Annotated in this window: 18 protein-coding genes and 4 pseudogenes; 15 read left to right on the forward strand and 7 right to left on the reverse strand. The window is 71.5% G+C overall.

Going from position 1 to position 26,804, the window contains the following annotated elements:
* Window positions 1-72 precede the first annotated feature (72 nt).
* Window positions 73-2,301, reverse strand: a complete 2,229-nt coding sequence (locus tag ACQEWB_RS05660; RefSeq protein WP_432827683.1) for an MMPL family transporter — start codon at window positions 2,299-2,301, stop codon at window positions 73-75.
* A gap of 191 nt (window positions 2,302-2,492) precedes the next feature.
* Between ACQEWB_RS05660 and ACQEWB_RS05665 the strand changes: the two genes are divergently transcribed.
* The 3 genes and pseudogenes from ACQEWB_RS05665 (at window position 2,493) to ACQEWB_RS05675 (ending at window position 5,412) form a co-directional block, all read left to right on the forward strand.
* Window positions 2,493-2,789 carry a hypothetical protein gene (locus ACQEWB_RS05665; protein WP_432827685.1) on the forward strand — a complete coding sequence of 99 codons (297 nt, stop codon included), beginning with the start codon at window positions 2,493-2,495 and terminating at the stop codon, window positions 2,787-2,789.
* A 136-nt stretch (window positions 2,790-2,925) separates the two neighbouring features.
* Window positions 2,926-3,804: a hypothetical protein gene (locus ACQEWB_RS05670; protein ID WP_432827687.1), complete on the forward strand. Its 879-nt coding sequence runs from the start codon at window positions 2,926-2,928 to the stop codon at window positions 3,802-3,804.
* Window positions 3,805-4,021: 217 nt separating this feature from the next.
* Window positions 4,022-5,412, forward strand: a pseudogene (locus ACQEWB_RS05675) (tannase/feruloyl esterase family alpha/beta hydrolase).
* A gap of 4 nt (window positions 5,413-5,416) precedes the next feature.
* Here the strand turns inward: ACQEWB_RS05675 and ACQEWB_RS05680 are convergent.
* A complete protein-coding gene (locus ACQEWB_RS05680; RefSeq protein WP_242768857.1) occupies window positions 5,417-5,599 on the reverse strand; it encodes a hypothetical protein in 183 nt (60 codons plus the stop codon).
* Window positions 5,600-5,725: 126 nt separating this feature from the next.
* The gene (locus tag ACQEWB_RS05685) at window positions 5,726-6,787 is read right to left on the reverse strand and encodes a fatty acid desaturase family protein (protein WP_432827689.1); all 1,062 of its coding nucleotides are present in this window, start codon (window positions 6,785-6,787) and stop codon (window positions 5,726-5,728) included.
* A gap of 249 nt (window positions 6,788-7,036) precedes the next feature.
* Here ACQEWB_RS05685 and ACQEWB_RS05690 point away from each other — a divergent pair, with 249 nt between their 5' ends.
* From ACQEWB_RS05690 to ACQEWB_RS05705, 4 genes are all read left to right on the forward strand, one after another.
* Window positions 7,037-9,895 (forward strand): SNF2-related protein, encoded by a 2,859-nt coding sequence (locus tag ACQEWB_RS05690; protein ID WP_432827691.1) that lies wholly within the window; start codon window positions 7,037-7,039, stop codon window positions 9,893-9,895.
* On the forward strand, window positions 9,892-11,181 hold the full coding sequence (locus ACQEWB_RS05695; RefSeq protein WP_432827693.1) for an SWF or SNF family helicase: 1,290 nt from the start codon (window positions 9,892-9,894) through the stop codon (window positions 11,179-11,181). The genes ACQEWB_RS05690 and ACQEWB_RS05695 overlap by 4 nt, the downstream gene beginning before the upstream one ends.
* Window positions 11,182-11,308: 127 nt before the next feature.
* Window positions 11,309-12,649, forward strand: a complete 1,341-nt coding sequence (locus ACQEWB_RS05700; RefSeq protein ID WP_432827695.1) for an esterase-like activity of phytase family protein — start codon at window positions 11,309-11,311, stop codon at window positions 12,647-12,649.
* 34 nt (window positions 12,650-12,683) lie between these two features.
* Window positions 12,684-13,022 (forward strand): hypothetical protein, encoded by a 339-nt coding sequence (locus ACQEWB_RS05705; RefSeq protein WP_432827697.1) that lies wholly within the window; start codon window positions 12,684-12,686, stop codon window positions 13,020-13,022.
* A gap of 269 nt (window positions 13,023-13,291) precedes the next feature.
* Here ACQEWB_RS05705 and xylA read toward each other — a convergent pair.
* Window positions 13,292-14,457: pseudogene (gene xylA, locus ACQEWB_RS05710) on the reverse strand (xylose isomerase).
* Window positions 14,458-14,600: 143 nt separating this feature from the next.
* Here xylA and xylB point away from each other — a divergent pair.
* Both xylB and ACQEWB_RS05720 read left to right on the forward strand, forming a co-directional pair.
* Window positions 14,601-16,046: a xylulokinase gene (xylB, locus tag ACQEWB_RS05715; RefSeq protein ID WP_432827699.1), complete on the forward strand. Its 1,446-nt coding sequence runs from the start codon at window positions 14,601-14,603 to the stop codon at window positions 16,044-16,046.
* Between the two features lie 10 nt (window positions 16,047-16,056).
* Window positions 16,057-17,265, forward strand: coding sequence for an ROK family protein (locus ACQEWB_RS05720; RefSeq protein WP_432827701.1), 1,209 nt, complete (start codon window positions 16,057-16,059; stop codon window positions 17,263-17,265).
* 1 nt (window position 17,266) lies between these two features.
* Here the strand turns inward: ACQEWB_RS05720 and ACQEWB_RS05725 are convergent, their stop codons facing one another.
* Window positions 17,267-17,809 carry an FABP family protein gene (locus ACQEWB_RS05725; RefSeq protein WP_432827703.1) on the reverse strand — a complete coding sequence of 181 codons (543 nt, stop codon included), beginning with the start codon at window positions 17,807-17,809 and terminating at the stop codon, window positions 17,267-17,269.
* A 274-nt stretch (window positions 17,810-18,083) separates the two neighbouring features.
* Here ACQEWB_RS05725 and ACQEWB_RS05730 point away from each other — a divergent pair, with 274 nt between their 5' ends.
* From ACQEWB_RS05730 to adh, 5 genes and pseudogenes are all read left to right on the forward strand, one after another.
* The gene (locus ACQEWB_RS05730; protein WP_432827705.1) at window positions 18,084-19,568 is read left to right on the forward strand and encodes an APC family permease; all 1,485 of its coding nucleotides are present in this window, start codon (window positions 18,084-18,086) and stop codon (window positions 19,566-19,568) included.
* A pseudogene (locus ACQEWB_RS05735) lies at window positions 19,565-20,577 on the forward strand (acetamidase/formamidase family protein). The gene ACQEWB_RS05730 and the pseudogene ACQEWB_RS05735 overlap by 4 nt, the downstream one beginning before the upstream one ends.
* Before the next feature lie 26 nt (window positions 20,578-20,603).
* A complete protein-coding gene (locus ACQEWB_RS05740; protein WP_432827707.1) occupies window positions 20,604-21,203 on the forward strand; it encodes an N-acetylmuramoyl-L-alanine amidase in 600 nt (199 codons plus the stop codon).
* Window positions 21,204-21,274: 71 nt separating this feature from the next.
* A complete protein-coding gene (locus ACQEWB_RS05745; RefSeq protein ID WP_432827709.1) occupies window positions 21,275-22,588 on the forward strand; it encodes a GAF domain-containing protein in 1,314 nt (437 codons plus the stop codon).
* A gap of 76 nt (window positions 22,589-22,664) precedes the next feature.
* Complete coding sequence (adh, locus tag ACQEWB_RS05750; protein ID WP_432827711.1) at window positions 22,665-24,188, forward strand: aldehyde dehydrogenase; 1,524 nt, start codon at window positions 22,665-22,667, stop codon at window positions 24,186-24,188.
* Window positions 24,189-24,356: 168 nt separating this feature from the next.
* Here adh and ACQEWB_RS05755 read toward each other — a convergent pair.
* Together ACQEWB_RS05755 and ACQEWB_RS05760 are read right to left on the reverse strand one after the other, a co-directional pair.
* Window positions 24,357-24,457 (reverse strand): annotated as a pseudogene (locus ACQEWB_RS05755) (IS5/IS1182 family transposase); the annotation flags it as partial.
* The gene (locus tag ACQEWB_RS05760; protein ID WP_432827713.1) at window positions 24,430-24,552 is read right to left on the reverse strand and encodes a hypothetical protein; all 123 of its coding nucleotides are present in this window, start codon (window positions 24,550-24,552) and stop codon (window positions 24,430-24,432) included. The gene ACQEWB_RS05760 and the pseudogene ACQEWB_RS05755, both read right to left, overlap by 28 nt.
* Before the next feature lie 270 nt (window positions 24,553-24,822).
* On the opposite strand from ACQEWB_RS05760, the gene ACQEWB_RS05765 reads away from it, so the two are divergent.
* The gene (locus ACQEWB_RS05765; protein ID WP_432827715.1) at window positions 24,823-26,529 is read left to right on the forward strand and encodes an MFS transporter; all 1,707 of its coding nucleotides are present in this window, start codon (window positions 24,823-24,825) and stop codon (window positions 26,527-26,529) included.
* Window positions 26,530-26,804: the final 275 nt, after the last annotated feature.

Consider the following 26,804-nt stretch of genomic DNA (forward strand, 5'->3'; position numbering starts at 1 on the left):
GCCGGTTGAACCGGGTCCGGCCCCGCAGTGACGGAACCGGCGGAGGACCCCGGCGCGACCATGGTCCGGCACTCAGGCGGGTGTCGGGCTCTTGGTGTCCGTGTTGTCGGTCTGCCCCTCGTCCGGCTGCGGAACCGGGGCGGGGTGGGCGCGGCTGAGCGCCTCGCCCTCCACGTCCAGGTGGGGCAGGATGCGGTCCAGCCAGCGCGGCAGCCAGGCCACCTTGTCGCCGAGGAGGGCGAGGACGCCGGGGACGAAGGCCATGCGGACGATGAAGGCGTCGAAGAGGACGGCGATCGCCAGGCCGAAGCCGATCATCTTGATCATGGAGTCGTCGGCGGTGACGAAGCCCGCGAACACCGCGATCATGATGAGCGCGGCCGCGGCCACCACCCGGGCGCTGTAGCGGAACCCGGTGGTGATCGACTCGCCGGCACCCTGTCCGTGGACGTACGCCTCACGGATGCGGGAGACGAGGAACACCTCGTAGTCCATGGCGAGACCGAAGACGATGCCCACCAGGAAGATCGGCATCATGCTCATGATCGGCCCGGTCGTCTCGACCCCGATCAGCGAGGCGCCCCAGCCCCACTGGAAGACCGCGACGACGCAGCCGAGGGCGGCCAGCACCGAGAGCAGGAAGCCCATCGCCGCCTTGAGCGGGATGAAGATCGACCGGAAGACCATCAGCAGCAGGACGACCGCCAGACCGACGACGACGATCAGATACGGGATCAGGGCCCCCTGGACCTTCCGGGCGACGTCGATGTTGAGCGCGGTGGTGCCGGTGACCTCGAAGTTCGCCCCTGTGCCGGCCTCCGTCGCGGAGCGCTCGCCGCGGATCGTGTGGACGAGGTCCTCGGTCTTCTGGTCGGTCGGTGCCCACTGCGGCACTGCGGAGAACACCGCCGTATCGCCTGCTTGGTTGAAGCGGGGTGTCGTGACCGAGACGACGCCCGGTGTGGCGCCGATCTTCTTCTCGATCGTCGCCACGGCGACCTTCGGGTCGCTGGTTCCCTTGGCGTCGACCACCACGGTCAGCGGGCCGTTGAAGCCGGGCCCAAAGCCCTGGGCGAGGTCGTCGTAGGCACGGCGCTCGGTCGTGGAGGTGGGCTTGGCCTCGTCGCCCGGCATGCCCAGCTGGAGGCTGAGGACGGGGATGGCGAGCACGATCAGGGTCACCATCGCGGTGAAGCGCACGGGGAAGGGGTGCCGTTGCACGAACTCGGCCCAGCGACTGCCCCGGTTACCCAACACGCCCTGTACGCGCCGCCCGGTCAGGCGGTAGCGGCGGGAGAGTACGGCGCGCGGCCAGAAGCCGATCAGGGCCGGGACCAGCGTCAGGCACACGAGGACGGCGATCACGACCGCGCCGGCCGCGCACAGGCCCATCTTGGTGAGCATCGGGATGCCGACCACCGAGAGCCCCGCGAGCGCGATGACCACGGTGAGCCCCGCGAAGACCACCGCCGACCCGGCCGTGCCGACGGCGAGGCCGGCCGCCTCCTGTTCGCTGTGCCCGTTGGCCCGCTCCTCGCGGTAGCGGGAGACGACGAACAGGGCGTAGTCGATGCCGCAGGCCAGGCCCAGCATCGTGGCCAGTGTGCCGGTTGTCGAGGACAGCCCGAACGCACTGGCCAGAGCGGTGATCGCGGTCATGCTGATGCCGACGCCGAGCACCGCGGTCAGCAATGGCAACCCGGCCGCGGCCATCGAACCGAAGGTGACAAGCAGGACGACAGCGGCAACGACGATGCCGATCACCTCGCCGACGCCGCCCGCCTCGGGCGTGCTCGCCAGCGCCGTGCCGCCCATCTCGACGGTCAGCCCCGCGTCCCGGGCGGACTGGGCGGCGCCGCGCAGGGTGTTCTTGGCGGCGTCGGTGAGGTCGTTGGCCGCCTCGGTGTAGGTGATGGTCGCGAACGCCGTCGAGCCGTCCTTGCTCACCGCCTGTGCCTGGAAGGGGCCCACTGCGGAGGCGACCTGCGGTCCGTCGGCCGCGCGGGCGACCGCCTTGTCGATGGCCGCCCGGTTGGCGGCCGAGGTGACCTTCTGCCCGTCCGGGGCGACGAACACCATCCGCGCCGTCGCGCCGTCGGCCGTGGCTCCCGGGAAGCGTTGCTCCATCAGGTCGAACGCGCGCTGCGCCTCGATGCCCGGTGCGGAGAACGTGCTGTCGGGCGCTGCGGGCGCCTTGGCGGAGGCGAATCCGAGGGCGGCGAGGACCGCGATCCACAGGAGAGTGACGTACCAGCGCCGCCGGAAGGCGAAGCAGCCCAGCCGAAAGAGCAGCGAAGCCATGAACAGCACCCTTCGAGGTCGGCCCCCGGTGATCAAAGTGTGGGTCCGGGTCCGGCGCTGCGCATGTCGGGATGTCGTTCCCCTGTTCCACGCGGGTACGGCCTCTTCTGCCCTGGCGGCTCCAACTCTACGTTGAACAGCAGGAGATGACCGATCAGCCGCGGCAACCACGCAGGGGGAAGGTGGTCAGCATGTGGGGACGGGTCCACAAGGCCTGTTCGAGATTCCTCAACGCCGTGCGGGCGGAGGTGAACCACGGCCCGGACAAACGTACACACAATCTTTTCGAAGCGGCCGCCGCGTATGTCTCGGCCTGCGCGGAGGACGACCAGGACCGGATCGACGAGGCGGCCGGCTGGGTGTCGCCCGAGGCCCTGTCCTTCGGGGTCAACGAGCTGGCGTGCCGTGCCGTCATCGCACTTGCGCGCGAGCGCGACGAGTCGCCGCGGACGGTGGCCCGTACGCTTCTCGGGCTCCCGGCGGCCTGACGCTCGGGCCCCTGAGCGGGCGATTCGCCCCGTCCAGCCGGAAAACTGCAGCTCCGGGTGTGCTTGGGAATCGTGACAAGGGGCTTGCGCGCGCATTAGGGTGCGCGCCGTTGGACGAACCGATGGGGAGGCTGGGATGGCCGGGACGGACGAGGACGCCGTCGCCGCCGCGGACGACGCGCTCTATGTGCTCACGGCGGTACTGCTGACGCCGGCGAAGTTTCCGAGCGTGCTGGGCGACGACTATCCGGAGGCCTGCGCGGCGCTCGGCCTCGCGCCGCTCGCCGACGGCTACGGCCTGGTGATCGGCCAGGACGGGGACGGTGCCCGGTGGACGGTCGTCGTCGACGACGTCTCCCTGGTCGCCGTCGCCATCGCGTCGTGGGACTGCGGCATGGAGTACGACCTGTCGCCCGACGAGCATTCGGTCGTCGCCGCCCTGCCGGGCTGGCCGCTCGCGGTCGCCGTCGCGGCTCCTGGCGTGCCCGCGCCGCACGATCCCGACCCGGAGGTCGCGGAGCGTGCCCCGCTGTCGCCGCCGGACACGAGCATCTGGGGGCCGGCCCAGCGACGCCTGGGCGCCGACGAGATCGCGCTGCAGTGGGCGCTGTGGCGCGAGCAGATCGACGACGCGGAGTTCCCGACCCCGGTCGGCTCGGCCGCGGCGGACGCGGCCCCTGAGGCCACAGAAGCGGCCGTGGCGGGCGAGCAGGAAGACGGGAAGGCCGACGGGGAAGGACCCGCTGGACCCAGCAAGGTCCGTCGGGTGCTCGCCGAGGCCCGCGCTTACGTGGATTCGCCACCGCCATTGGGCCGTGTCCGGTCGTCCTTCGCTCCGGGCGACGCGCGCACCCTGCGCGCCGACGGTCCCGGCTGGTCGCTGGTGGCCAGGACCGACGACATCGCGTTCGTGCTCCTCGACGCGGAGCCGGGCGAGGTGCTCCCGGTGGGCCGGGGACCAGAGCTGCCGGGTCTGCTCCAGGCGCTCGACAAGATGGCCGTACGCCCCAGCTGAACGGGACTGGGTCCGCGCAGGGCGGCACTGCTCCAACCTGCTTGCCCTGCGCGGAACTTCACCCGCTCGCCTGTTGTACGCCCCCACACGCAGGCCTCGTGCCATGTGGCCCCGGCCCATGGATGCCGCGGAGGCCGGATCGCACCATGAGGCAGCGCAGGGCTCCCCGCTCACCGGCGGTGGCGCTCGCCTTTCCCGCTGCCCCCTGGAGGCCTTCATGCGTCCGTCCCGAGGTGTTCCGCTCGCTGCCGCCGTGCTGGCGGCGGCGGTCCTCACCTGGCCGACTCCCGCCTCGGGCACGACGGCGGGCAAAGGGCACTGCGACCGCCAGGAGCGGGTGCGCGTGCCCGGCGCGGCGTTCCAGCAGAGCGCCTGTCTGCCCGACCTGACCACGACTGGCCTCGCCGGTACGCCGTACACCGACATGGCCGACCAGGCGGGGCTGACGGCCAAGGCCACCCGCACTCCGTCCGGGGTGCCCGGGGTGCAGATCGACGGCTACTTCCCGGACTCCTCGCACTTCAACGCGACCCATGGCTGGCGGCACGACGCGCAGTTCGTGATCCGGCTGCCGGACCACTGGACGGCGGTCTGGTGGTCACGGGCGCGCCGGGCACCCGTCGGCAGTACGCGACGGATGCAGCGATCTCCGATCAGGCGCTCGCCCAGGGCTACGCCTACGCGGCGACCGACAAGGGCAACAGCGGTGCCGACTTCTACCGCGACGGGACCCGGCCCGGTGACGCGGTCGCCGAATGGAACACGCGCACCACCCAGCTCACCCGGGCGGCCAGGCGGGCGGTCGCCCTGCGGTACGGGCACGCACCCCGCCGTACCTACATGACCGGCATCTCCAACGGCGGCTACCTCACCCGCTGGCAGCTGGAGAACCACCCAGAGCTGTACGACGGCGGCGTGGACTGGGAGGGCGCGCTGTGGACCGCGGACGGCCCCAATCTGCTGACCTCGCTGCCCACCGCGGTGGCGCGGATGACGGGATCGGCCGGGGACGAGGACATGTACCGGGCCGGCTTCGCGCGTGGCTCCGAGTTCCTGTGGCCGTATCACGAGAAGGCCTACTGGGGTGTCACGCAGAAGATCTACCGCGCGGAGTTCGATCCGGACTACGACCCCGCCTGCCCCGGCCCGTCCGCCGGGAGCACTCCGGACGAGATCCTGGCGCCCTGCACTTCCGACGCCAGGTACGACTACGCGTCGCGTCCCGCGGCCGTCCATCGCGCGGTGGCCCGCGTGGCGCTCACCGGGCGCATCGGCAGGCCGCTGATCACGCTGCACGGCGACCTGGACTCGCTGCTGCCCAAGGCCACCGACTCGGACGTCTACGCGCGCATGGTGGACGCGAGCGGACGGGGCGCACTGCACCGCTACTACACGATCCAAGGCGGCGCGCACGTGGACAGCCTGTACGACACCTATCCGGACCGGCTCCGGCCCATCCTGCCCTGCTACCGCTCGGCCTTCGACACGCTCGTCTCCTGGGTGGAGAGGGGCGTGCTGCCGCCCACGGACCGAACCGTCGCTCGGCCCGTGGACGGCGATGTGGTCGACTCCTGTGCCCCGGCCGACCGGGCCGCTCCCGTCCGGTAGTGCCTCAGCGACCGAGCTCCTTGCGGGTGATGCGGCGCAGCCTGCGCCGCTGCGAGGGGTCCAGCGTGAGGTAGGCGGCGGTCGGGACTCCGACGACTATCAGGACCACCGCCCAGAAGGGCAGCCAGATCCACAGGAAGAGCCCGAGGGCCACTCCTCCTATGGCGATCTTCGCGTTGTTCGACATGTACGTCGCCTCCTTCGCGGCCAGTGCCGCTCTCTGTTCTGAAAACGGGCCCGCGCTTCGCGTGGTTCCGATCCGCAACCCTGAGACGACCCTGAGCCCTGACCCCGACTCGTCCCTGAGAGCTCCTCACGGCCACTGGGCCCTGAGGGGCTCTCCCACCTCGTGCAGATGACGCAGGGCCTGCCGGTAGGAGTCGACGAGCCCGGTCTCCGCGTAGGGGATACCCAACTCCAGGCAGTGCGCCCGCACCAGGGGCCGGGCAAGACGCAGATGAGGGCGCGGCATGCTGGGGAAGAGGTGGTGCTCGATCTGGTAGTTGAGGCCGCCGAGGAACCAGTCGGTCAGGACGCCGCCACGGATGTTGCGCGAGGTGAGCACCTGCCGGCGCAGGTGGCCCCACCGTTCGCCGTCGGGGTCGGGCATCTCCATGCCCTTGTGGTTGGGGGCGAAGGCCATCCCCAGATGGAGGCCGAAGAGGGCCTGGTGGAGGGCGGCGAACGCCAGCGCCTTGCCCGGGGACATCGTGGTGAGCAGCAGCGTCGCGTACGCGGCGACATGGGTGACCAGGAGGGCGCCCTCCACGGCGCGTTCCCGGGGCGGCTGCCGGCGCAGGTCCTGGAAGCCGTGGACCTTGAGGGCGACGCCTTCGAGGAGGGTGAGCGGGAAGAACAACCAGGCCTGGTTGCGGGTGAGCCAGCCCCGGAAGCCGGACCGCAGGCCGGCCTGTGCCGCGGTGAAGACGAGGACGTCGGCGACGACGTCCGGGTCCTTGTCGATGTGGTTGGGGTTGGCGTGGTGGCGGTTGTGCTTGTCGTTCCACCAGGCGTAGCTCATCCCCAGGAGCAGGTTGCCGTGGAGCAGGCCGATGATGCGGGAGGCCTTCTTGTCGCCGCTGATCTGCCCGTGTCCGGCGTCGTGGCCTATGAAGGCAGCGCGGGCGCAGAAGGCGGCCAGCAGCGGGGCCAGGAGCAGCGACCACCAGGAGTCGCCGACGAGGACGACTCCGCTGATCACGGCGGCCAGTGCGAGGGCGTTCGCGGCGATCACGCGCGCGTACCAGCCGGTGCGCCGTTCCAGGAGGCCCTGGCCCTTCACCGTGCGCAGGAGGGGCGCGAACTCGCTTCCGGCGGGTGGCGCGTCACGGGTCGCCCGGGCAGGTTCGGCGACGGCGGTGGTGGGCTCGGGCATGTCCGGTCTCCGGCTCTCTCGGGCAACGGGCTGACCTCAGGAAACGTACGGACCGGCGACCCGCCGCGACCATGGCGCCACCACCCGGGTACGTGCGGGGGTAAGCCCCGTGCGGCGAAGGGGGGTTGACGCCACCCCGGGAGCTGGGTGAGCCACACGCCGGCGACGGGATGCCGGGGGGCACGCCGGAATGCTGTACCCTCGGCGACCCCGACCTCAGTAGTCAAACTTGAGGAGCACGGCATCACTGTGCAGTCGACCCCCGCGGCAACATCCTCCGAGATCGCCGGACTGGCGCGTTGCGGCGCCGTGTTCCTGCCCGGCGACCCGGCCCACACCGGCACCGTCGCCTTCTGGCGGGCCGACGGCGCCGCTCCTCCGCCGGTCGCGGCCGGGACCGCGGCGCCCCTGACCGTGATGTTGCCCGGTGCCGACGGCGTGGAGCCGGTCGACGTGTCCGCGGTTCTGCTGCCGGTGCGGACGGCGCTGCCGGTTCTCACCCGCGCGCGTACCGACGCGGACGCACATCGGGGGACGGCGTTCTGGGGTGCGGCCGGCCTGCTGGCCCTGCAGTTCGTGGCCCGGGGACTGCTGCTTCCCGGCCTGTCTCCCGGCGATCACGACGCCTGGCGGATCGGCCCGCTCTCCGTGCAGGACGTCGACCGGATCCGCGGACTGGCCGCCGCGATGCCGCCCGAGGCGCACGCCGTGCCGTTGGACGGCATCGAACCACCGCGGCTGCCCGACCCGGAGGCGCTGCTGCGCGCCTTCCTCGACGCGGTGGCCGACACCCTCCCCCGCTCCCCCGCAGCTCCGCTCGTGACCGGCGGTGCCGCCTACGCGGCGCGCCGGCCGCAGCACCTGCCCGAGCAGCGGGCCTGGGCCACGGATGTCGCGGCGGGCCATGACGCGGGCGTACGGCTGTCGCTGCGGATCGAGGTGCCCGGCCTCGCGGGACTCACGCAGGAGGAGGCGGTGACGGCGTTCCGGGGCGTGCTGCAGGTGCACAGCGTGAGCGATCCGGGGCTTGTCGCCGACGTCTCCGCCGTCTGGGCCGAGTCGGGCGACACTGCCGCCTTCGGTCCACGCGCGCGTATGGACACGCTGCTCGCGCTGCGGCGGGCGGCACGCGCGTGGCCGCCGCTCACGCCGCTCCTGTCGGCGAGTGTGCCGGACGCGGTGGACCTCGCCGACGAGGAGATCACCGAACTCCTCGGAGCGGGCGCCCGCGGCCTCGCCGCCGCCGGAGTCGAGGTGCACTGGCCGAAGGACCTGACCCGCGGACTGACCGCCCGCGCCGTGATCGGCCCGCCGGACGACGAACCGGGCGACAGGATCACCTCGGACGTGCCGTCGTTCCTGTCGGCCGACGCGCTGCTCGCGTTCAACTGGCGGTTCGCGCTGGGCGACCAGCGCCTCACCCGCGAGGAACTGGACCGACTCGCCGAGGCCGGTCGCCCCGTCGTGCGGCTGCGCGACCAGTGGGTTCTGGTGGACCCCGAGGAGGTACGGCGCGCCCGCGCCGAGCAGGACCGCAAGATCACGCCCGTCGACGCCCTGGGCGCCGCTCTGACGGGCTCCACGGAGGTCGGGGGCCGCCGGGTCGACGTCGAGCCCACGGGATGGCTGGCGGCCCTGCGAGAACGGCTGGCGGACCCTGAGACGCAGGAGCCGGTCGGGCAGCCCGCGGCTCTCGCGGCCCCACTGCGGGACTACCAGCGGCGGGGCCTGAGTTGGCTCGTGCGCATGACGTCGCTGGGCCTGGGCTGCTGTCTCGCCGACGACATGGGGCTCGGCAAGACCATCACGCTGATCGCGCTGCATCTGCACCGGCAGACGGACGCGTCGACGGCCGGTCCGACGCTCGTGGTGTGTCCGACCTCCCTGATGGGCAACTGGCAGCGCGAGATCGAGAGGTTCGCGCCGGGCACGCGCGTGCGCCGCTTCCACGGGGCGCGACGCAGCCTGGAGTCAGTGGCCGACGGGGAGTTCGTGCTCACCACGTACGGCACGATGCGCCTGGACGCGCGCCGGCTCGCCGAGGTCTCCTGGGGCATGGTCGTGGCGGACGAGGCACAGCACGTGAAGAACCCGTACTCGGCGACCGCGCGGGAGCTGCGTTCCATCGGTGCACGCGCACGCGTGGCGCTCACCGGCACCCCCGTGGAGAACAACCTGTCGGAACTGTGGGCGATCCTCGACTGGACGACTCCGGGGCTGCTGGGCCGACTCGGCGCCTTCCGCACCCGGTACGCGCAGGCCGTCGAGGGCGGCCGGGATCCGGCCGCCGCGGAGCGGCTCGCCCGGCTGGTGCGGCCGTTTCTGTTGCGCCGACGCAAGTCGGATCCGGGGATCGCGCCCGAGCTGCCGCCGAAGACCGAGACCGACCGCGCCGTGTCGCTGACCGCGGAACAGGCCGGTCTGTACGAGGCGGTGGTGCGCGAGACCCTCGCGGAGATCTCCGCCGCCGACGGGATGGCCCGGCGCGGGCTGATCGTGAAGCTGCTGACGGGGCTGAAGCAGATCTGCAACCACCCGGCGCAGTACCTCAAGGAGGAGCGGCCCCGGATCGCCGGCCGTTCCGGGAAGCTGGAGCTGCTGGACGAGTTGCTCGACACGATCCTCTCCGAGGGGGCGAGCGTTCTGGTCTTCACCCAGTACGTGCGCATGGCGAGGCTCGTCGAGCGGCACCTGGCCGCCCGTGGCATCGCCTCGCAGTTCCTGCACGGCGGGACACCGGTCGCCGGACGCGAGGCGATGGTGCAGCGCTTCCAGGACGGTGAAGTGCCCGTCTTCCTGCTGTCGTTGAAGGCCGCGGGGACGGGACTGAATCTCACCCGGGCCGAGCATGTCGTGCATTACGACCGCTGGTGGAACCCCGCCGTGGAGGCGCAGGCCACCGACCGCGCGTACCGCATCGGTCAGACCCGGCCCGTGCAGGTGCACCGGCTGATCGCGGAGGGCACGGTCGAGGACCGCATCGCCGCGATGCTCACCCGCAAGCGGGAGCTGGCCGACGCGGTGCTGGGCGCCGGCGAGGCGGCGCTCTCGGAGCTGACCGACGCGGAACTGGCCGATCTGGTGGAGCTGCGAGGGGGTACGCGATGAACCGGTACGACGGAGACACGGAACGCACCTTCGCGGCGCTGCCACCCGCGCAGGGGCGGGGTTTCGCACAGACCTGGTGGGGTCAGGCCTGGTTGAAGTCGCTGGAGGACGCGGCGCTGGACTCGCAGCAGCTCAAAGCGGGGCGCAGGCTCGCACGCGCGGGAGCCGTGGGCGCGGTGTCCGTGCGTCCGGGACGCATAACGGCCGTCGTCCAGGGCCGCGACCGCACCCCGCACCGGGCGGACGTCCTGCTGGAGGAGCTGACCGGCGAGCAGTGGGACCGCTTCCTGGACATGGCCGTCGAGCGGGTCGGCCATGTGGCGGCGCTGCTCGACCGCGACATGCCGCCGCACCTGGTCGAGGACGCGGCGGACGCGGGCGTCGAGCTGCTGCCGGGCATGGGCGACTTGGAGCCCGAGTGCGACTGCGCCGCCTGGGACCACTGCGCGCACACGGCGGCGCTCTGCTACCAGGTGGCGCGCCTGCTGGACCAGGATCCCTTCGTCCTGCTGCTGATGCGTGGCCGCGGCGAACAGGCCCTCCTGGCCGACCTCCAGGCCCGCAGCGCCCCACGCGCCGAATTCACCGCCGAGCCCGAGGGCGTGGACGCCACCGAGGCATACGCAGCCGGCGACATCCTGCCCCCGCTCCCCGCCCCGCCGGACCTCCCCTCCGAGCCCGGCACACCGCCCTCCCTGGACACCGACGCCCCACCGGCACCGGGCGTCGTCCCCGGCGCGCTCCGGTACTTGGCCGCCCGTACGGCCGTAGAAGCGCATCGGCTGCTTGCCGAGGCTCTGCGAGCCGGGACAGAACGGCAGGATCCCGACTCGGAGTTGACGATTGCTCAGGATGCGGTGCGGCTTGCGGCGGGCGCGCCCGAGGAGGCCGTGGTGGCTCGGCTGGCCGAGGGGTCGGGGCGGGACGGGGAGGGGCTGGCGCGGGCCACGCGTGCGTGGGGGCTCGGTGGCGCGGCCGCGCTCTCCGTGCTGGAGGAGGAGTGGACCGTAGAAGGCGAAACGCTCGCACGCGCGCGTGCCGCGCTGGAGTCGGCCTGGGACGAGGACGAACGGCCGGTGCTGCGGGCGAGGTTGAACCGGTGGACGGTCGTCGGCGAGCCGGTTCAGCTGCGTCTGGGGCGGGACGGGCGCTGGTGGCCGTACCGCAAGGAGCGGGGGCGCTGGGCGCCTGTCGGAGAAGGGGCACTGGATCCGGCGACGGCGCTGTCGTCGGTGGAAGCGGTTTCCCGGGACGAAGAGGCATCCGAAGGGCTCGCCCTTCACTGAAGTCGCTCCCGGTGGCAGGCCGTGTGCTCGGGCTACCGACGCTCCGTGTTCATCTGGTCGTGGGTACACGTTCGCCATCGGGTTCAAATCTGGCCGCTGTCAATGAAGTTGCCCTTCAGGAGGCCCGATGTCCCCGTACGCCGCCGGTCGGATCCGTGTCAGACGTGCCGTCGCAGTGGGTGTTCCGCTGGCCGTGATGGGGGCCCTCGTGGCCGCCGGGCCGGCCGCGGGTGCGTCGGGTGAGGACGCTCAGGTCGTGCGCACGGCGACGCTCGGGGACCTCCCGCTCGGCGCGTTCAGCAATGCGCTGCTGCCCGGGACGGTGGACAACGACCGCGGCATCGACCTGGGTGGCATCGGCAGCGACATCTACCCGGCGGGCCGCAAGGGTGAGTACTGGACCGTCACCGACCGTGGGCCCAACGGCCAGATCAAGGTCAGCGGCACGAAGCGGCGCACCTTCCCGGTGCCGGGCTTCGATCCGGCGATCGTGAAGATCCGGGTCTTGGGCGACACGGTGAAGGTGCTGGACGCCATCCCGATCACCACCCGCTCCGGCAAGGCCGTCACCGGGCTGTCGAACCAGGCGGGGCGGGACGAGGCGCCGTACTCCTACGACGCACAGACCGCTCTGTCGTACAACCCGAACGGGCTGGACACCGAGGGCATCGTGCGGGCCGCCGACGGGAGTTTCTGGCTCGTCGACGAGTACGGGCCCTCGCTCGTGCACGTCTCCGCGCGCGGGAAGGTGCTCACCCGCTATGTGCCCAAGGGGCTGAATCTCACCGGGACCGACTACCCGGTGGTCGAAGCACTGCCCGCCGTCCTGCTGCACCGGAAGATCAACCGCGGGTTCGAGGGGCTCGCCCAACTGCCCGGCGGCGACCTGGTGATGGCGCTGCAGAGCCCCCTGTCTCTGCCGGACACGGACGCGGGCGAGGCCTCGCTGAACACTCGGCTGCTGCGTTTCTCGACGAAGAGGAAGGCGGTCACGGCCGAGTACGCGTACCGATTCGACCCGGTGAACGTCGTCGACCCGAGCGAGGACGACACCTCCGAGCTCAAGATCTCCTCGGTGGTCGCCGTGGGCGGCGACCGACTGCTGGTCGAGGAGCGCACCGACAAGGCCGCGCGGCTCCAGCTCGTGAAGCTGGACCGGGATGCGAACATCCTCGGCGGCACCTATGACGACGACACGACGTCGCCCTCTCTGGAGCAGCTCGACGACCCTGCGGCCTCCGGCGTCCCGGTGCTCGGCAAGAAGCTCGTCGTCGACCTGGGCAAGGTGGCCGGGGTGCCCGGAAAGATCGAGGGCATCGCGCGCGTGGACCACGACACGCTCGCCCTCATCAACGACAACGACTTCGGGATGACGGACGGCGCGGGCGCCTTCGACGCGCAGGGCCGGCTGGTCGACAGCGGGATCGAGACGACGGTGACGTACGTGCGGCTGCCGCACGGCGTCTGATCGGCCGCCATGGGCTGCGCACTAGGGCAGATCGATGCCGCCCAGGGACGGGATCAGCGATTCGATCTCACTGGGAATCTCACTCGGGATCTCGCTGGGCAACCGTGACGGGAGCTTGCTGGGCAGCTTCGTCGGGATGATCGACGACGGCGAGGAACTCGCGCTCGCGCTGTTCGAGGCCGACGGCTTCTTGTTGTCGGGCGAGTCGTCGTTCCCGGAACGGGACATCAACATCACGACGGCAACGGCCGCCATCCCGGCGAACAGGACGAGCAGGATGTGGAGCCGTCGGCGCCATGGGTTCCTGGGCGGTTCCGGCGGCTGCCAACCGACCTGGGTGGGCGGCTCGTTGCTTCCCGGCGGCGGGCCGTAGCCTCCTCCGGCGGGTCCATGGCCCGGTCCCGCCCCGTAGGCGGGACCGAAGCCCTCGGCGGGCGGTCCGAAGCCGCCGCCCGGAGGCGGCGTGTCACCCGGTGGCCCGGGCGGCTGAGGCGGTACCGGCGGCATGGCCATACCGTCCAGAGTCGCCTCACATCGGGCAGGAGGCGACCCCTGCACGGAACTTGATACGGATCCATGCACTGGACCGCACGATTCCGGAGCATTCCGCACGGGGACCGCTCAGACACGCGCGCGTGGCGTTCAGCCGCGGGCGGCCAGCAGATGGTCCATGGCCAGCTGGTCGAGCCGCTCGAAGGCCATGCCGCGTGCGGCGGTCGCCTCGACGTCGAACTCCTCGAAGGCGCTGCGGTCGGCAAGGAGTGTCTCGAGGCCGTCCGCGGCGGTCGCCTGGGCGAGCTCGTCCAGCCGGGAGGCGCGCAGGGCCTCCTGCACCTCCGGGTCGGCGCGGAAGGCGGCCGCGCGCTCCTTGAGGATGAGGTAGTTGCGCATGCAGCCCTGGGCCGACGCCCACACCCCATCGAGGTCCTCGGTCCGCGGCGGCTTGAAGTCGAAGTGCTTCGGACCGGCGTAACCGGCGCTCTCCAGGAGGTCGACCAGCCAGAACGCGGCGCGCAGGTCGCCGGCGCCGAAGCGCAGGTCCTGGTCGTACTTGATGCCGGACTGGCCGTTGAGGTCGATGTGGAAGAGCTTGCCCGCCCACAGGGCCTGCGCGATGCCGTGCGGGAAGTTCAGCCCGGCCATCTGCTCGTGGCCGACCTCGGGGTTGACGCCGTACATCTCCGGGCGCTCCAGGCGCTCGATGAAGGCGAGCGCGTGGCCGACGGTGGGCAGCAGGATGTCGCCGCGCGGCTCGTTCGGCTTGGGCTCGATCGCGAACTTCAGGTCGTAGCCCTGGGAGACCACGTACTCGCCGAGGAGGTCGAAGGCCTCCTTCATGCGGTCGAGAGCGACGCGTACGTCCTTGGCGGCGCCGGACTCGGCGCCTTCGCGGCCGCCCCAGGCGACGTACGTCTGCGCGCCCAGTTCGACCGCGAGGTCGATGTTGCGGATCGTCTTGCGCAGGGCGTACCGGCGCACGTCGCGGTCGTTCGCGGTGAACGCGCCGTCCTTGAAGACGGGGTGCGTGAAGAGGTTGGTGGTGGCCATCGGCACGCTCATGCCGGTCGTGTCGAGCGCCTGACGGAAGCGCTTGATGTGCGACTCGCGCTCGGTGTCGGAGGACCCGAAGGGGATCAGGTCGTCGTCATGGAAGGTGACGCCATAGGCGCCCAGCTCGCTCAGGCGCTGCACCGTCTCGACCGGGTCGAGGGCCCGGCGCGTGGCGTCGCCGAACGGGTCCCTTCCCTGCCAGCCGACGGTCCACAGGCCGAAGGTGAACCTGTCCTCGGGGTGGGCTGGTAGCTCATGCCGCGGCTCCTTGCTCGATTGCGACGCTTGCTTACGACTGTTGCGCGCTTGCTTACGACTATTTCGTCATGGCGGTTTACAAATTAGTATGCGAGCACGTCCCTGGGAAGGGACAAGTTGAGCCGCGGAAAAGGAGAGCCCGATGTCAGCAGCCGAGGGTCCGCTCGTCGTCGGCGTGGACACGTCCACCCAGTCCACCAAGGCGCTCGTCGTCGACGCGGCCACCGGGCAGGTCGTCGCCAGCGGCCAGGCGCCGCACACCGTGTCCTCCGGCGCAGGCCGCGAGAGCGATCCGCGCCAGTGGTGGGACGCCCTGTGCGAGGCGCTGCACCAGTGCGGCGACGCGGCGCACGAGGCCGCCGCGGTGTCCATCGGCGGGCAGCAGCACGGCCTGGTCACGCTGGACGGGCGGGGCGATCCGGTGCGCCCGGCGCTGCTGTGGAACGACGTGCGCTCCGCGCCGCAGGCCCGCCGCCTGGTCGAGGAGCTGGGCGGCGCGAAGGCCTGGGCGGAGCGCACCGGAAGCGTGCCCGGGGCGTCCTTCACGGTCACGAAGTGGGCCTGGCTGGCCGAGAACGAGCCGGAGGCGGTCCGCGCGACCAAGGCCGTACGCCTCCCGCACGACTACCTGACCGAGCGCCTCACCGGCCAGGGCACGACCGACCGCGGCGATGTCTCGGGTACGGGCTGGTGGGCGTCCGGGACGGAGTCGTACGACGACGAGACCCTCGCGCACGTGGGCCTCGATGCCGCGCTGCTGCCCCGGGTGGTCCGGCCGGGCGAGATCGCGGGCACCGTGCGCGACAGCCACGACCTGCCGTTCTCGAAGGGCACCCTGGTCGCACCCGGCACCGGCGACAACGCGGCCGCCGCGCTGGGCCTCGGGCTGCGCCCCGGTACGCCGGTGCTGAGCCTGGGCACCTCGGGCACGGTGTACGCCGTCTCCAAGCGGCGCCCGGCCGACCCGACCGGCACCGTGGCGGGCTTCGCCGACGCGCACGGGGACTGGCTGCCGCTGGCCTGCACCCTCAACTGCACCCTTGCCGTGGACCGCGTCGCCGCCCTGCTGGGCCTGGACCGCGAGGCCGTGGAGCCCACCACCGCCCTAACCCTTCTGCCGTACCTGGACGGCGAGCGCACCCCGAACCTCCCGGCCGCCTCGGGCCTGCTGCACGGCCTGCGCCACGACACGACGGCCGGCCAACTGCTCCAGGCCGCCTACGACGGCGCCGTGCACTCGCTGCTCGGCGCGCTCGACCTGGTCCTCGACGAGGACGCCGACCGCTCCGCTCCCCTGCTGCTGATCGGAGGCGGCGCCAGGGGCACTGCCTGGCAGCAGACGGTACGACGCCTGTCGGGCCGCCCGGTCCAGGTCCCCGAGGCCAAGGAACTGGTCGCACTCGGCGCCGCCGCACAGGCGGCCGGCCTGCTGACCGGAGAGGATCCGGCGGCGGTCGCCCGGCGCTGGAACACGGCCGCCGGACCGGTCCTGGACGCGGTGGAGCGGGACGAGTCGACGCTGGCCAGGATCGCCGGGGTACTCTCCGACGCGGCCCCGCTGCTGGAGCGGAGCGCGGACAGCCGTTGAGGACGGGGGCATGAGCGCACCGCTGCACGAGGCCCATCCGGCCGGTCCCGGCCGGGCGCTGCCCGACACCCAGCAGGGCATGCGCCGCCGCAATCTCGCCCGGGTGATGCACGCGGTGAGCGCTGAGGGGCCGCTCTCCCGCGCCGCGGTCGCCTCGCACATCGGCCTCACCCGTGCGGCGGTCTCGACCCTCGTCGACGAGCTCATACGCACGGGACTGCTGGAGGAGCTCGGCCCCGAGCGGCCCGGCCGGGTGGGCCGACCCGGCTCGGCGCTCGCCGTCAGCGGGCACGGCCCCGCCGGGATCGGCGCGGAGATCGGCGTCGACCACCTCGCCGCCTGCGCGGTCGACCTGCGCGGACAGGTACGCGCGCGTGCCGTGCGGCACGGTGCGAACCGCGGCCGCTCCCCCGGACCCGTCGTCGAGGAACTCACCGAGCTGGTCCGCCGGGTGGTCGCCGAGGCGGAGGGCGAGGGCCTGTGGCCCGCGGGGCTCGCGGTGGCCGTGCCGGGCCTGGTGGCCCGCGACGCCCGCACCGTCGTACGCGCCCCGAACCTCGACTGGCACGACACGGACCTCGGTGCCCTGCTGCCCGACGACATCCCGCTGACAGTCGACAACGAGGCCAACTTCGGCGCGCTCGCCGAACTCTGGCTCGGCGAGGCGACTCCGCTCGACTTCCTGCACGTCTCGGCGGAGATCGGCATCGGTGCGGCGGTCGTCGTGGCCGGGGGGCTGCTGCGCGGGACGCGTGGTTTCGCGGGCGAGCTGGGGCATGTGCCGGTGCGTCCGGACGGGCCCGCGTGCCCGTGCGGCGGGCTCGGGTGTCTGGAGCAGTACGCCGGCGAGGAGGCGGTGCTGCGGGCGGCGGGGCTCGAGCCGGGCGAGGACCGGGTCGGGCTGCTCGCGGGCCGGGCCGCCGAGGGCGACACGGATGTACGGCGTGCGCTGCGGGACGCGGGTGAGGCGCTCGGCATCGCGCTGACCGGCGCGGTCAATCTGCTGGACCCCGAGAGCGTGGTGCTGGGCGGTGCGCTGGCCGGCCTGGCGCCCTGGCTGCTGCCTTCGCTGGAGGCCGAGCTGGCCCGGCGCACCGCGGGGCCCGCCTGCCCGGTGTCGGTGTCACGGCTGGGGCCGGAGGGGCCGCTGCTGGGTGCGGCACACTCGGTGGTACGGGCGGTGCTGGACGATCCGGCGGCGGTGGCGGAGCGGGACTGAGCTACGGCTTGCGTCGCAGCGTTGCCGACAGATGGTGCTGCAACGGCTGTCCGACCGCCGCGAGGTCGTGGACGAAGGTGAGGGTGTCCCCGTCGGTCAAGGTGTACCGGCGTCGGGTCGCGCCGACCTCCTTGGCCGTGGGCGTGAGCGCCACCTTGTCCGTGGACAGCTCGACGATGTCCTGCTCCGCCTGGCCGACCATGATCTCCGCGATGCCGGTGGGCTGGGTGATCAGCGCCTCCACTCGGCCGTCGGGCTGAAGCCGCCACCAGCCGCTCTCCCGGGCCGCCGGTCGCAGCGGCGCGCCGTCGCCGTCGAGCAGCCAGGCGCGGGCCTCGTAGCGGAGGAAGGGGCGGCCGTCGTGACTGAAGGCGACCTCCTGCGCGTACGCGAAGTCCCCGTCGAGCGTCGGATAGCCGCCCTGGCCCCGGCCGTGCCACATGCCCAGCAGACCGAGCACCGGCGCGAGCAGCGCGTGCGGGGCGGGCGCCTCGTCCGGCCTATGGCCGTCGGGGTACGGGTGTTCCGGTGCGGGGTCAAACACGCTTGCGCTCCTCGGGTCGTGCCGGTGCCGGGAGAGAGCCTAGGGCGCCTGTCCCGTCGGAAGTGTGCAAGCCTCGCCGGGATCGACTTCACGCGATTCCGCGGCCCTGCTTCACTCCATCGAGTGGCCGGGTTTTCCACAATTCCGCCGTGATCCACCGAAGCACGCCGCGCTCTTCTGCCCAACCCGCCAGCGCCGTACCGTGATTCACGTGAGGCGCACCCGTCGGGTCTTGGGGAGCCTCGCAACTCGGCGTGAATTGAGGGGGATTCACATGGCGGAGGCAGCGGCGGCAGGGCTGAGGCGGGACGCGGTCGGACTGCGCGAGGTCCTGTTCCAGAGCATCACGGCCATGGCGCCGGCCGCCGCGGTGGCCGCGTCCATTCCCTCCGGTGCCGCCTTCGCCGGCGGAAGTCTGCCGCTGGCGGTGCTGGTCGCGCTGGTGGCCTGCCTGTTCACGGCATCCTGCGTAGCCGAGCTGGCACGCGAACTCCCGGCAGCGGGCTCGGTGTCCACGTATGCGGCGCAGGGGCTGCATCCCACCATCGGGTTCCTCGTCGGCTGGGGCTATGTGTTCGTGGAGGCGCTCGTCCCGCCGCTGCTCCTTCTCCAGCTGGGCTTCACGACGGCGGGCACCCTGCACGACGAGTGGTCCTCGTATCCGGCCGACCTGTGGTGGCCGTGGGCGCTCGCGGGTGCGGCGATCATCGCGGCCGCCGGGTACTTCGGGGTGCGCGCCTCGGCTCGCTTCGGCACGGTCCTGGGGGTCTTCGAGATCCTCGTCTTCCTGGTGTTCGCGGTGTGGCTGATCGTCAAGGCGGGAGGGGACAACACCCTTTCGGTGTTCGGGACTTCGCACACCGCCGAGGGTTACGGGGGTGTCAGCGGGGTGTTCGCGGGCTCGGTGTACACGGTGCTGGCCTTCGCCGGATTCGAGGCCGCAGCGCCGCTCGCCGAGGAGACCCGCGACCCGCGCCGCACGATGCACCGCGCGGTCCTCGGCGCGGCGCTCGCGATCGGCCTCTTCTACGTCGTCACGACCTACGCCATGACGGTGTACTTCGGGCCGGACCGCTTCGCGAAGTTCGGGGCGTCCGGCGAGGCGTCCTGGGAGGGCGTGGCCCGGGCATCGTTCGGCCTGTTCTGGGTGCTGGTGTTCCTGGCCGTGGTCAACTCGACCATCGCCAACGCCAACGCCTGCGCCAACGTCTCGACGCGGACGGCCTTCGCGCTGGCCCGCATCCGGGTCCTGCCCGGCCTCTTCGCCTCGCTGCACCCCAGGTACCGCTCCCCCGTCGCCGGGATCGCCGTGCAGACGGTCGTGGCGGTCGGCGCGGTGCTCGGACTGGGCCTCGGCTACGACCCGGTGACGGCGTTCCTGCTGCTCGCCACAGTGATCGTGACCGTCGTGATCGGCGTCTACATCCTGGTGAACCTGGCGTGTGCCGGCTACTTCCTGCGCTGCAGGCGGGAGTTGCTCAAGCCGGTACGGCACCTGCTGCTGCCCCTCCTCGGCATCGTCGCGTTCGTGCCCGCGCTGCTGACCGCGGCCGGTCTGCCCGTCTTCGACTTCGTCACCGAACTGACCGCACCGGTGTCATACGCCGGACCCATCGTCGGGATATGGATGGCGCTGGGGCTCGTGGTGCTGTTCGTGCTGATGCGGCGGCATCCCGAGCGCATAGCCGAGACCGCCCGTGTCCATCTCGACGAACCCGCCCTCACCGGCCCCGCGCAGAACGGAGCAGCACAGCAATGAGCGACCCGCGGATCCTGACCGTCCGGCCCGAACCGGGCGAGTACGCCTGGACGTTCGGCGGCGCACCGCCCGTGGCGCGCATCGCGCCCGGCACGGTCCTGGACCTGTACACGGAGGACTGCTTCGCCGGGCGGGTGCGGTCGGAGAAGGACCTGGTGTCCGAGGTGTGCGAGTTCCCGTTCCTCAACCCGCAGACCGGCCCCTTCCACGTGGAAGGCGCCGAGCCGGGCGACACGGTCGCCGTGCACTTCGTGTCGATCGAGCCGGCCCGCGACTGGGCGGCGTCGACCACGGTCCCCCTGTTCGGTGCGCTCACCTCGACCCACACCACGGCCACCCTGCAGCCGCCGCTGCCGGAGACGGTGTGGATCTGGCAGCTCGACCGGAGCCGCCGTACCGCCCTGTTCCGGGCCCACGACAGCGACATCGAGGCCGAGCTGCCCCTCGACCCGATGCACGGCACCGTCGGTGTGGCCCCGCCAATCTCGAGGTCCGCTCGGCCCTGGTGCCCGACGCGCACGGCGGCAACATGGACACGCCCGAGATGCGGGCCGGCGTCACCTGCTACCTCGGGGTGAACGTGGAGGGCGCGCTGCTCAGCCTCGGTGACGGACACGCCCGTCAGGGTGAGGGCGAGACCTGCGGGGTCGCCGTCGAGTGCGCGATGAACACCGTGGTGATCGTGGAGCTGCTCAAGGATGTCGCCACGCCGTGGCCGCGCATCGAGTCGGACACGCACATCATCTCGACGGGGTCGGCCCGTCCGCTGGAGGACGCGTTCCGGATATCCCAGCTGGACCTGGTGCAGTGGCTGGTGCGCGACTACGGGTTCAGCGAGCTGGACGCCTACCAGTTCGCGACCCAGGCGGTCGAGTCGCCGTTGGCCAACGTGTGCGACACCAACTACACCTGCGTGGCGAAGATCCGCAAGCAATGGCTGCCCGCGCGCGAGACTCACCGCGGAGCGCATGCGCAGCTGCGCGAGACCGCGGCGATGCTGCGGCGCTGAGCGATCGACGGAAGGGCAACGGTTTCATGGACCGGGCAAGACCCAGCACCACCCGGCGGCGGTTCCTGAAAGGCGCCGCACTCACCGCCGTCCCCTACGCGTTACTGCCCGACACGCGGGCCGGTGCACAGCCCCAGGCGGTCGACTACCCGTCCGCCGAGTGGCAGGCGGCGAGCAGCTCGAACTACACGGTGTCGAGCCGACCCGCGGCCTATCCCGTCGACTACGTGATCATCCATGTCACGCAAGAGACGTACGCCGACACCCTCGCGATCTTCCAGAACCCGCAGAAGAAGGTGTCGGCGCACTACGTGGTGCGCTCCGCCGACGGGCATGTGGCGCAGTGCGTGCGCGAGGCCAACATCGCCTGGCATGCCGGGAACTGGGGCTACAACACCCGCAGCATCGGCATCGAGCACGAGGGCTGGGTGGACCGGCCGGCCTACTTCACCAACGCCCTGTACGAGCAGTCGGCGAGACTCACCGCGGCGATCTGCACCAAGTACGGCATCCCCAAGGACCGGGCGCACATTCTGGGGCACTACGAGGTTCCGGGCACCGACCACACCGATCCCGGGCCGAACTGGGACTGGACGCGCTACATAAGGCTCGTGAACTTCGCCTGAGCGGGGCGGCGGGAGCCCCCTTCGGGTGAGGGTGGTCGAAACGGTTGTCCGAGCGCGTACCCGGAGTGACGATGTCCCCAGTCGCATCACCGTTCGGGGAGGCCGAGTTGACCGATCCGTGGGTGGCCCTGGAGCCGGGGGCCGACCCTGCCGAGCACGCGCGGATCCTGCGTCGCGCGCACGAGACGTTCACCGAGGTGGGCACGGTTCCCCGGCCGGTCCGGTCCGTGGTGGCCGAGTCGTGGCGGCGTTCCGCGCGGGCCGGTGTGGGGCCCGACGGGACGGCGGACGTGGAGCTCACGGACGGTGACCTGGGTGCCTACCGGGCCGAGCATCCGCTGGCCCGGGTGATGCCGCTGTTCCGGGAGCTGCTGGGGACGTTCGCCGCCGACGGCGAGCATCTGCTCGCGGTGTGCGACGCGTCGGGCAGGCTGCTGTGGGTCGAGGGTCACCCGGCCACCCGCCGGAAGGCCGACCGGATGAACTTCGTGCCGGGTGCGCGTTGGGCGGAGAGCGCGATGGGGACCAACGCGCCGGGGACGGCGGTCGCCGTGGACCGGCCCGTGCAGGTCTTCGCGGCCGAGCACTTCATACGTCGGGTGCAGCCCTGGACCTGCGCGGCGGCTCCGGTGCACGATCCGCGGACCGGGCGGGTGCTCGGTGCCGTGGACATCACCGGCGGGAACGGGCTCGCGCATCCGCACAGCCTGGGCTTCGTGCAGGCGGTCGCGCGCGCCGCCGAGTCGCAGCTGGCGCTGCTCGTCCCCGAGCTGCCCGCCGCAGACGCACCCGAGCTGACGGCGCTGGGCCGGGACGAGGCGCACCTGCTGCTCGGCGGCCGACGGATCCGGCTGAGCCGTCGGCACAGCGAGATCCTCGTACTGCTGGCCCGGCATCCGGAGGGGCTGACCGGCGACGAGTTGCTGTGCGCGCTGTACGAGGACGAGTCGGTGACGCCAGTGACGCTGCGGGCCGAACTGGCCCGGCTGCGCAGGGTGCTGGGACCGGGGCTGCTGGCATCGCGGCCGTACCGGCTGACCGTACCGGTCGAGTCGGATGTGGCCGTGGTCGAGCGGCGGCTGGAGACCGGCGCGGTGACGGCGGCCGCCACCGGGTACGCCGGGCCGCTGCTGCCGGGCTCGCAGGCACCGGCGGTCGTACGACTGAGGCAGCGCCTCGCCGACGGTCTGCGCACGGCGCTGATCGCCGGCCGCGATCCCGACCTGCTCGCGGACTGGGCGCACGCGCCGTGGGGCGATGACGACCTCGACGTATGGCGGGCGCTCGCCGCGGTCCGGCCGACGGCGGCCGTCCGGTCCCGCCTCGCGGCGCTGGAGTCGGAACTGGCTGCGCCGACCGGCTGGCGGGGGCGCACGGCAACGTAGTTGCAACGTCTCCGTCCCTAGCCTCCGGTCGAGAGCTGCCCAACGGTGGGCAGCGCTTCGAAGGAGGCAGAGCAGTATGACCCGTTATGCGGCGCCCGGTACCGAGGGCGCGGTCGTCTCCTACCAGGCGCGATACGACCACTTCATCGGGGGCGAGTACGTACCGCCGGCCCGCGGGCAGTACTTCGAGAATCCGTCACCGGTGAACGGGCAGCCGTTCACCGAGATCGCACGCGGCACGGCGGAGGACGTCGAGCGAGCGCTGGACGCGGCGCACGCGGCCGCCCCGGGCTGGGGCCGTACGTCGGTGACCGAGCGCTCCGACATCCTGCTGAAGATCGCCGACCGGATGGAGGCGAACCTCGAGGCGCTGGCGGTCGCCGAGAGCTGGGAGAACGGCAAGCCGGTGCGCGAGACGCTGGCCGCCGACATCCCCCTCGCCATCGACCACTTCCGGTACTTCGCGGGCGCGATCCGCGCGCAGGAGGGCTCGCTCGGCGAGGTCGACGACGACACGGTGGCGTACCACTTCCACGAGCCGCTCGGCGTGGTCGCGCAGATCATCCCGTGGAACTTCCCGATCCTGATGGCGACCTGGAAGCTGGCGCCGGCGCTGGCGGCGGGCAACGCGGTCGTGCTGAAGCCGGCCGAGCAGACCCCGGCGTCCATCCACTTCTGGCTGAGCCTGGTCGCCGATCTGCTCCCGCCGGGCGTCCTCAACATCGTCAACGGCTTCGGCGTGGAGGCGGGCAAGCCGCTCGCGTCCAGCCCGCGGGTGGCGAAGGTGGCGTTCACCGGGGAGACCACGACCGGGCGGCTGATCATGCAGTACGCCTCGGAGAACATCACCCCGGTCACCCTCGAACTCGGCGGCAAGTCCCCGAACATCTTCTTCCAGGACGTCTGGGAGGCGGACGACGACTTCCGCGACAAGGCTCTCGAAGGCTTCACGATGTTCGCGCTCAACCAGGGCGAGGTGTGCACCTGCCCGTCCCGCGCCCTGGTCCAGCGCGGTCACTACGCCGAGTTCATGGAGGCGGCGGTCGCCCGCACCCGGCAGATCACGACCGGCCACCCCCTCGACACGGACACCATGATCGGCGCGCAGGCCTCCAACGACCAGCTGGAGAAGATCCTCTCCTACCTGGACATCGGGCGGCAGGAAGGCGCCAAGGTCCTCACGGGCGGTGAACGCATCGAGTACGACGGCGAGTTGAAGGGCGGCTACTACGTCCAGCCGACCATCTTCGAGGGCGACAACCGTATGCGCATCTTCCAGGAGGAGATCTTCGGGCCGGTCGTGTCGGTGACGTCGTTCGACGACTTCGACGACGCGATCAAGACCGCCAACGACACGCTGTACGGGCTGGGCGCGGGCGTGTGGACGCGGGACATCAACACCGCGTACCGCGCGGGCCGGGCCATCCAGGCGGGCCGCGTCTGGACGAACTGCTACCACGCCTACCCCGCGCACGCGGCGTTCGGCGGCTACAAGGGCTCGGGCATCGGTCGCGAGACGCACAAGATGATGCTGGAGCACTACCAGCAGACGAAGAACCTCCTCGTGTCGTACTCGCCGAAGAAGCTCGGCTTCTTCTAGGCACACGGAAGGGCGCCTGACCTGGGCATTCGCCCGTCAGGCGCCTTCCTCTGACCTCGCTCGAGACCCACACCGGAGTACAGCCAGAAGGAGAACCCTCAAGGAGTCGGGCTACTTGGGCAGGGAGTCCACTGAGGCTCTGCTACAAGGTGTTGCACAAGGTCGTGATCAGGCAGCCTGAGCTGGGCCGTCGCCGCGCTGGTGGCAGTCGCGGAGGACCTCGTAGTTCTTCATCCGGCGGTCACATGCTCCACTCGCACCCGCAGTTGAGGTAGGCGCCGTCGGCGAGCACCTCACGCCCGGCATCGGACGGGCTGCCGCCCCGTTCCGACACCACCTTCAACAGGCGTGCAGACTGCGTCACTTGCAACCCGGTGAAGGTCTCCACCCACGCCCGCCCGACAGACATCGCGGGCGCAGCGCACCTGACAGGGGCCGGGCCCGGGAGGGACGGCCGCTCGACGCCCGCGCCGTCGGCGGGCAGCGGCGCCCCAGGGAACGACCTCGTGCGCACCCACTATGCATACCGACTAGTCGGTACTACCCTCTGGCCACGCTCTCGGAGCCAGGCCACCGCGCACCCTCGTCACAGGACCGCGCGTAACCGGCTCCGGGCATTCCCGGGAGGAGCCGCATGTCCGCCACTACGACGCCGTTCGACGCCAACAGACCAGCGCCCGATGCACCACCCACGGGCGCCAACGGCCCGCTGGCCCGGCTGTACCGCCGCGAACTGGCGGACTACCCGCCCACCGGCCGCCGTATGGCGTATCTCGCGATCGTGGTCGTCACCACCGTCGTCCTGTACTACATGCTGTACATCCAGTACGCGGTGGCGACGTCGATCATCACGCACTTCGACATGACGTACCGCTATTTCGTCTGGGTTTCGGTGATCGGCAACGCGATCGGGGCCTTCGCCTCGCTCGTGGCCGGTCTGGCGGACCGCTGGGGCCGGGCGAATCTGGTGGTCTACGGGCTGCTGGTCGCCGCGCTGCTGGTCCTCTTCGGACTGCCGAACGCGGCGGACAAGACCACCTACCTGGTGCTCTTCGCGCTCGTCAGCTTCATCGAGGGCATCGTGCTGGTCGCAACCCCGGCGCTGATCAGGGACTTCTCGCCGCAGCTCGGCCGGGCCACCGCGATGGGGTACTGGACGATGGGCCCGGTCATCGGCTCCCTCGTGGTCACCACCGTCACCAGCAACACCCTCGACAGCGCCACCTGGCAGGACGAACTGCGCTACTCGGCGATCGCCGGCCTCGTCGTCTTCGTCGTCGCGATCTTCGCGCTGCGCGAGCTGTCCCCGGCACTGCGCGACCAGATCATGGTGACGCTGCGGGACCGGGCACTGGTCGAGGCACGCGCCAAGGGGCTGGACACCGAGGCGCTGCGGCGCGGTGAGTGGCGGCAGATGATGCGGCTCGACGTGCTGGGCTCGGCCTTCGCCATCGCCGTGTTCCTGCTGCTCTACTACGCCGCGGTCGGCAACTTCGTCGTCTACTTCGCGACCGTCTTCGGCTACAGCGAGCAGCGCACCAACGCACTGGCCAACTGGTACTGGGGCGCGAACGCCATCGCCCTGGTCCTGGTCGGCCTGCTCTCGGACCGGCTCAAGGTGCGCAAGCCCTTCATGATCGTCGGCGCGGTCGGCTCCATCGTGATGACCGCGGTCTTCGCCACCCGCGCCACTCACCAGACGACCGACTACTACACCTTCGCCTGGCTGTTCGTCGGCATCGGCGTCTTCAGCGGTATCGCCTACGCGCCCTGGATGGCGAGCTTCACCGAGACGGTGGAGAAGCACAACCCGGCGGCGACCGCCGCGGGCCTCGCGGTGTGGGGCTGGACCGTACGTATCGTGGTCGCCGTCTCAGCGGCCTTCATCCCGGTACTGGTCACCTCCGTCACCCCGCTCGTGGAGCACGGCGCCGAGGTCAAGGCCGCCTCGGTACAGGCGGCGCCCGCGCTGGCCATCGTCAACGCGCATCCGGCGCTGTTCGCCGAACTGAACAAGTACACGCCGACCACCGTCCCGCCCGCGCTCGGCGCCCGCGCCGTCAAGGAAGTCGGCGCGAAGGACCTCGCCGTCGTACAGAAGGCGGCGCCGCAGTTGAAGGTGCTCCAGAAGTACGGCGCCACGGTCCAGAAGGCGTCGAAGGACGGGCCCGGCGAGTGGCGTGACTGGTGGTGGATCTGCGTCGGCGGCCAGGTGCTCTTCCTGCCCTTCGTCTTCGTGATGGCCGGGCGCTGGAGCCCGAAGAAGGCACGCGAGGACGCCGAGGCGCACCAAGCCGCGGTCAACCGCGAACTGGCGGCCCTCGCCGCTGCCAAAGCATGACCAGTCGTGGAGCCGGCCGTCCGTGAACGGCCGGCTCCACGACAACACAACGCGGCGTCCATGCACGGATCCGCGATGACCGCGGGTCGCGTCAAACGGATCTGCGGCGAACTCGGCGAAGTACTCGTCCCGTTCAAGGAGAATCACCGGATCGCCTCGCGGAGTGCGGCACTTGTCTGGTCCAGGCGTCGGCCAATCAGCCGACAGAGCACCGTTCTTCGGAGCCGAACACGCCGGCCACCGGGTAGGCCTCCCCAGCCATCCCAGCGCCATCA

It is taken from the genome of Streptomyces sp. CA-249302 (genome assembly GCF_050936785.1).
GTDB lineage: Bacteria > Actinomycetota > Actinomycetes > Streptomycetales > Streptomycetaceae > Streptomyces.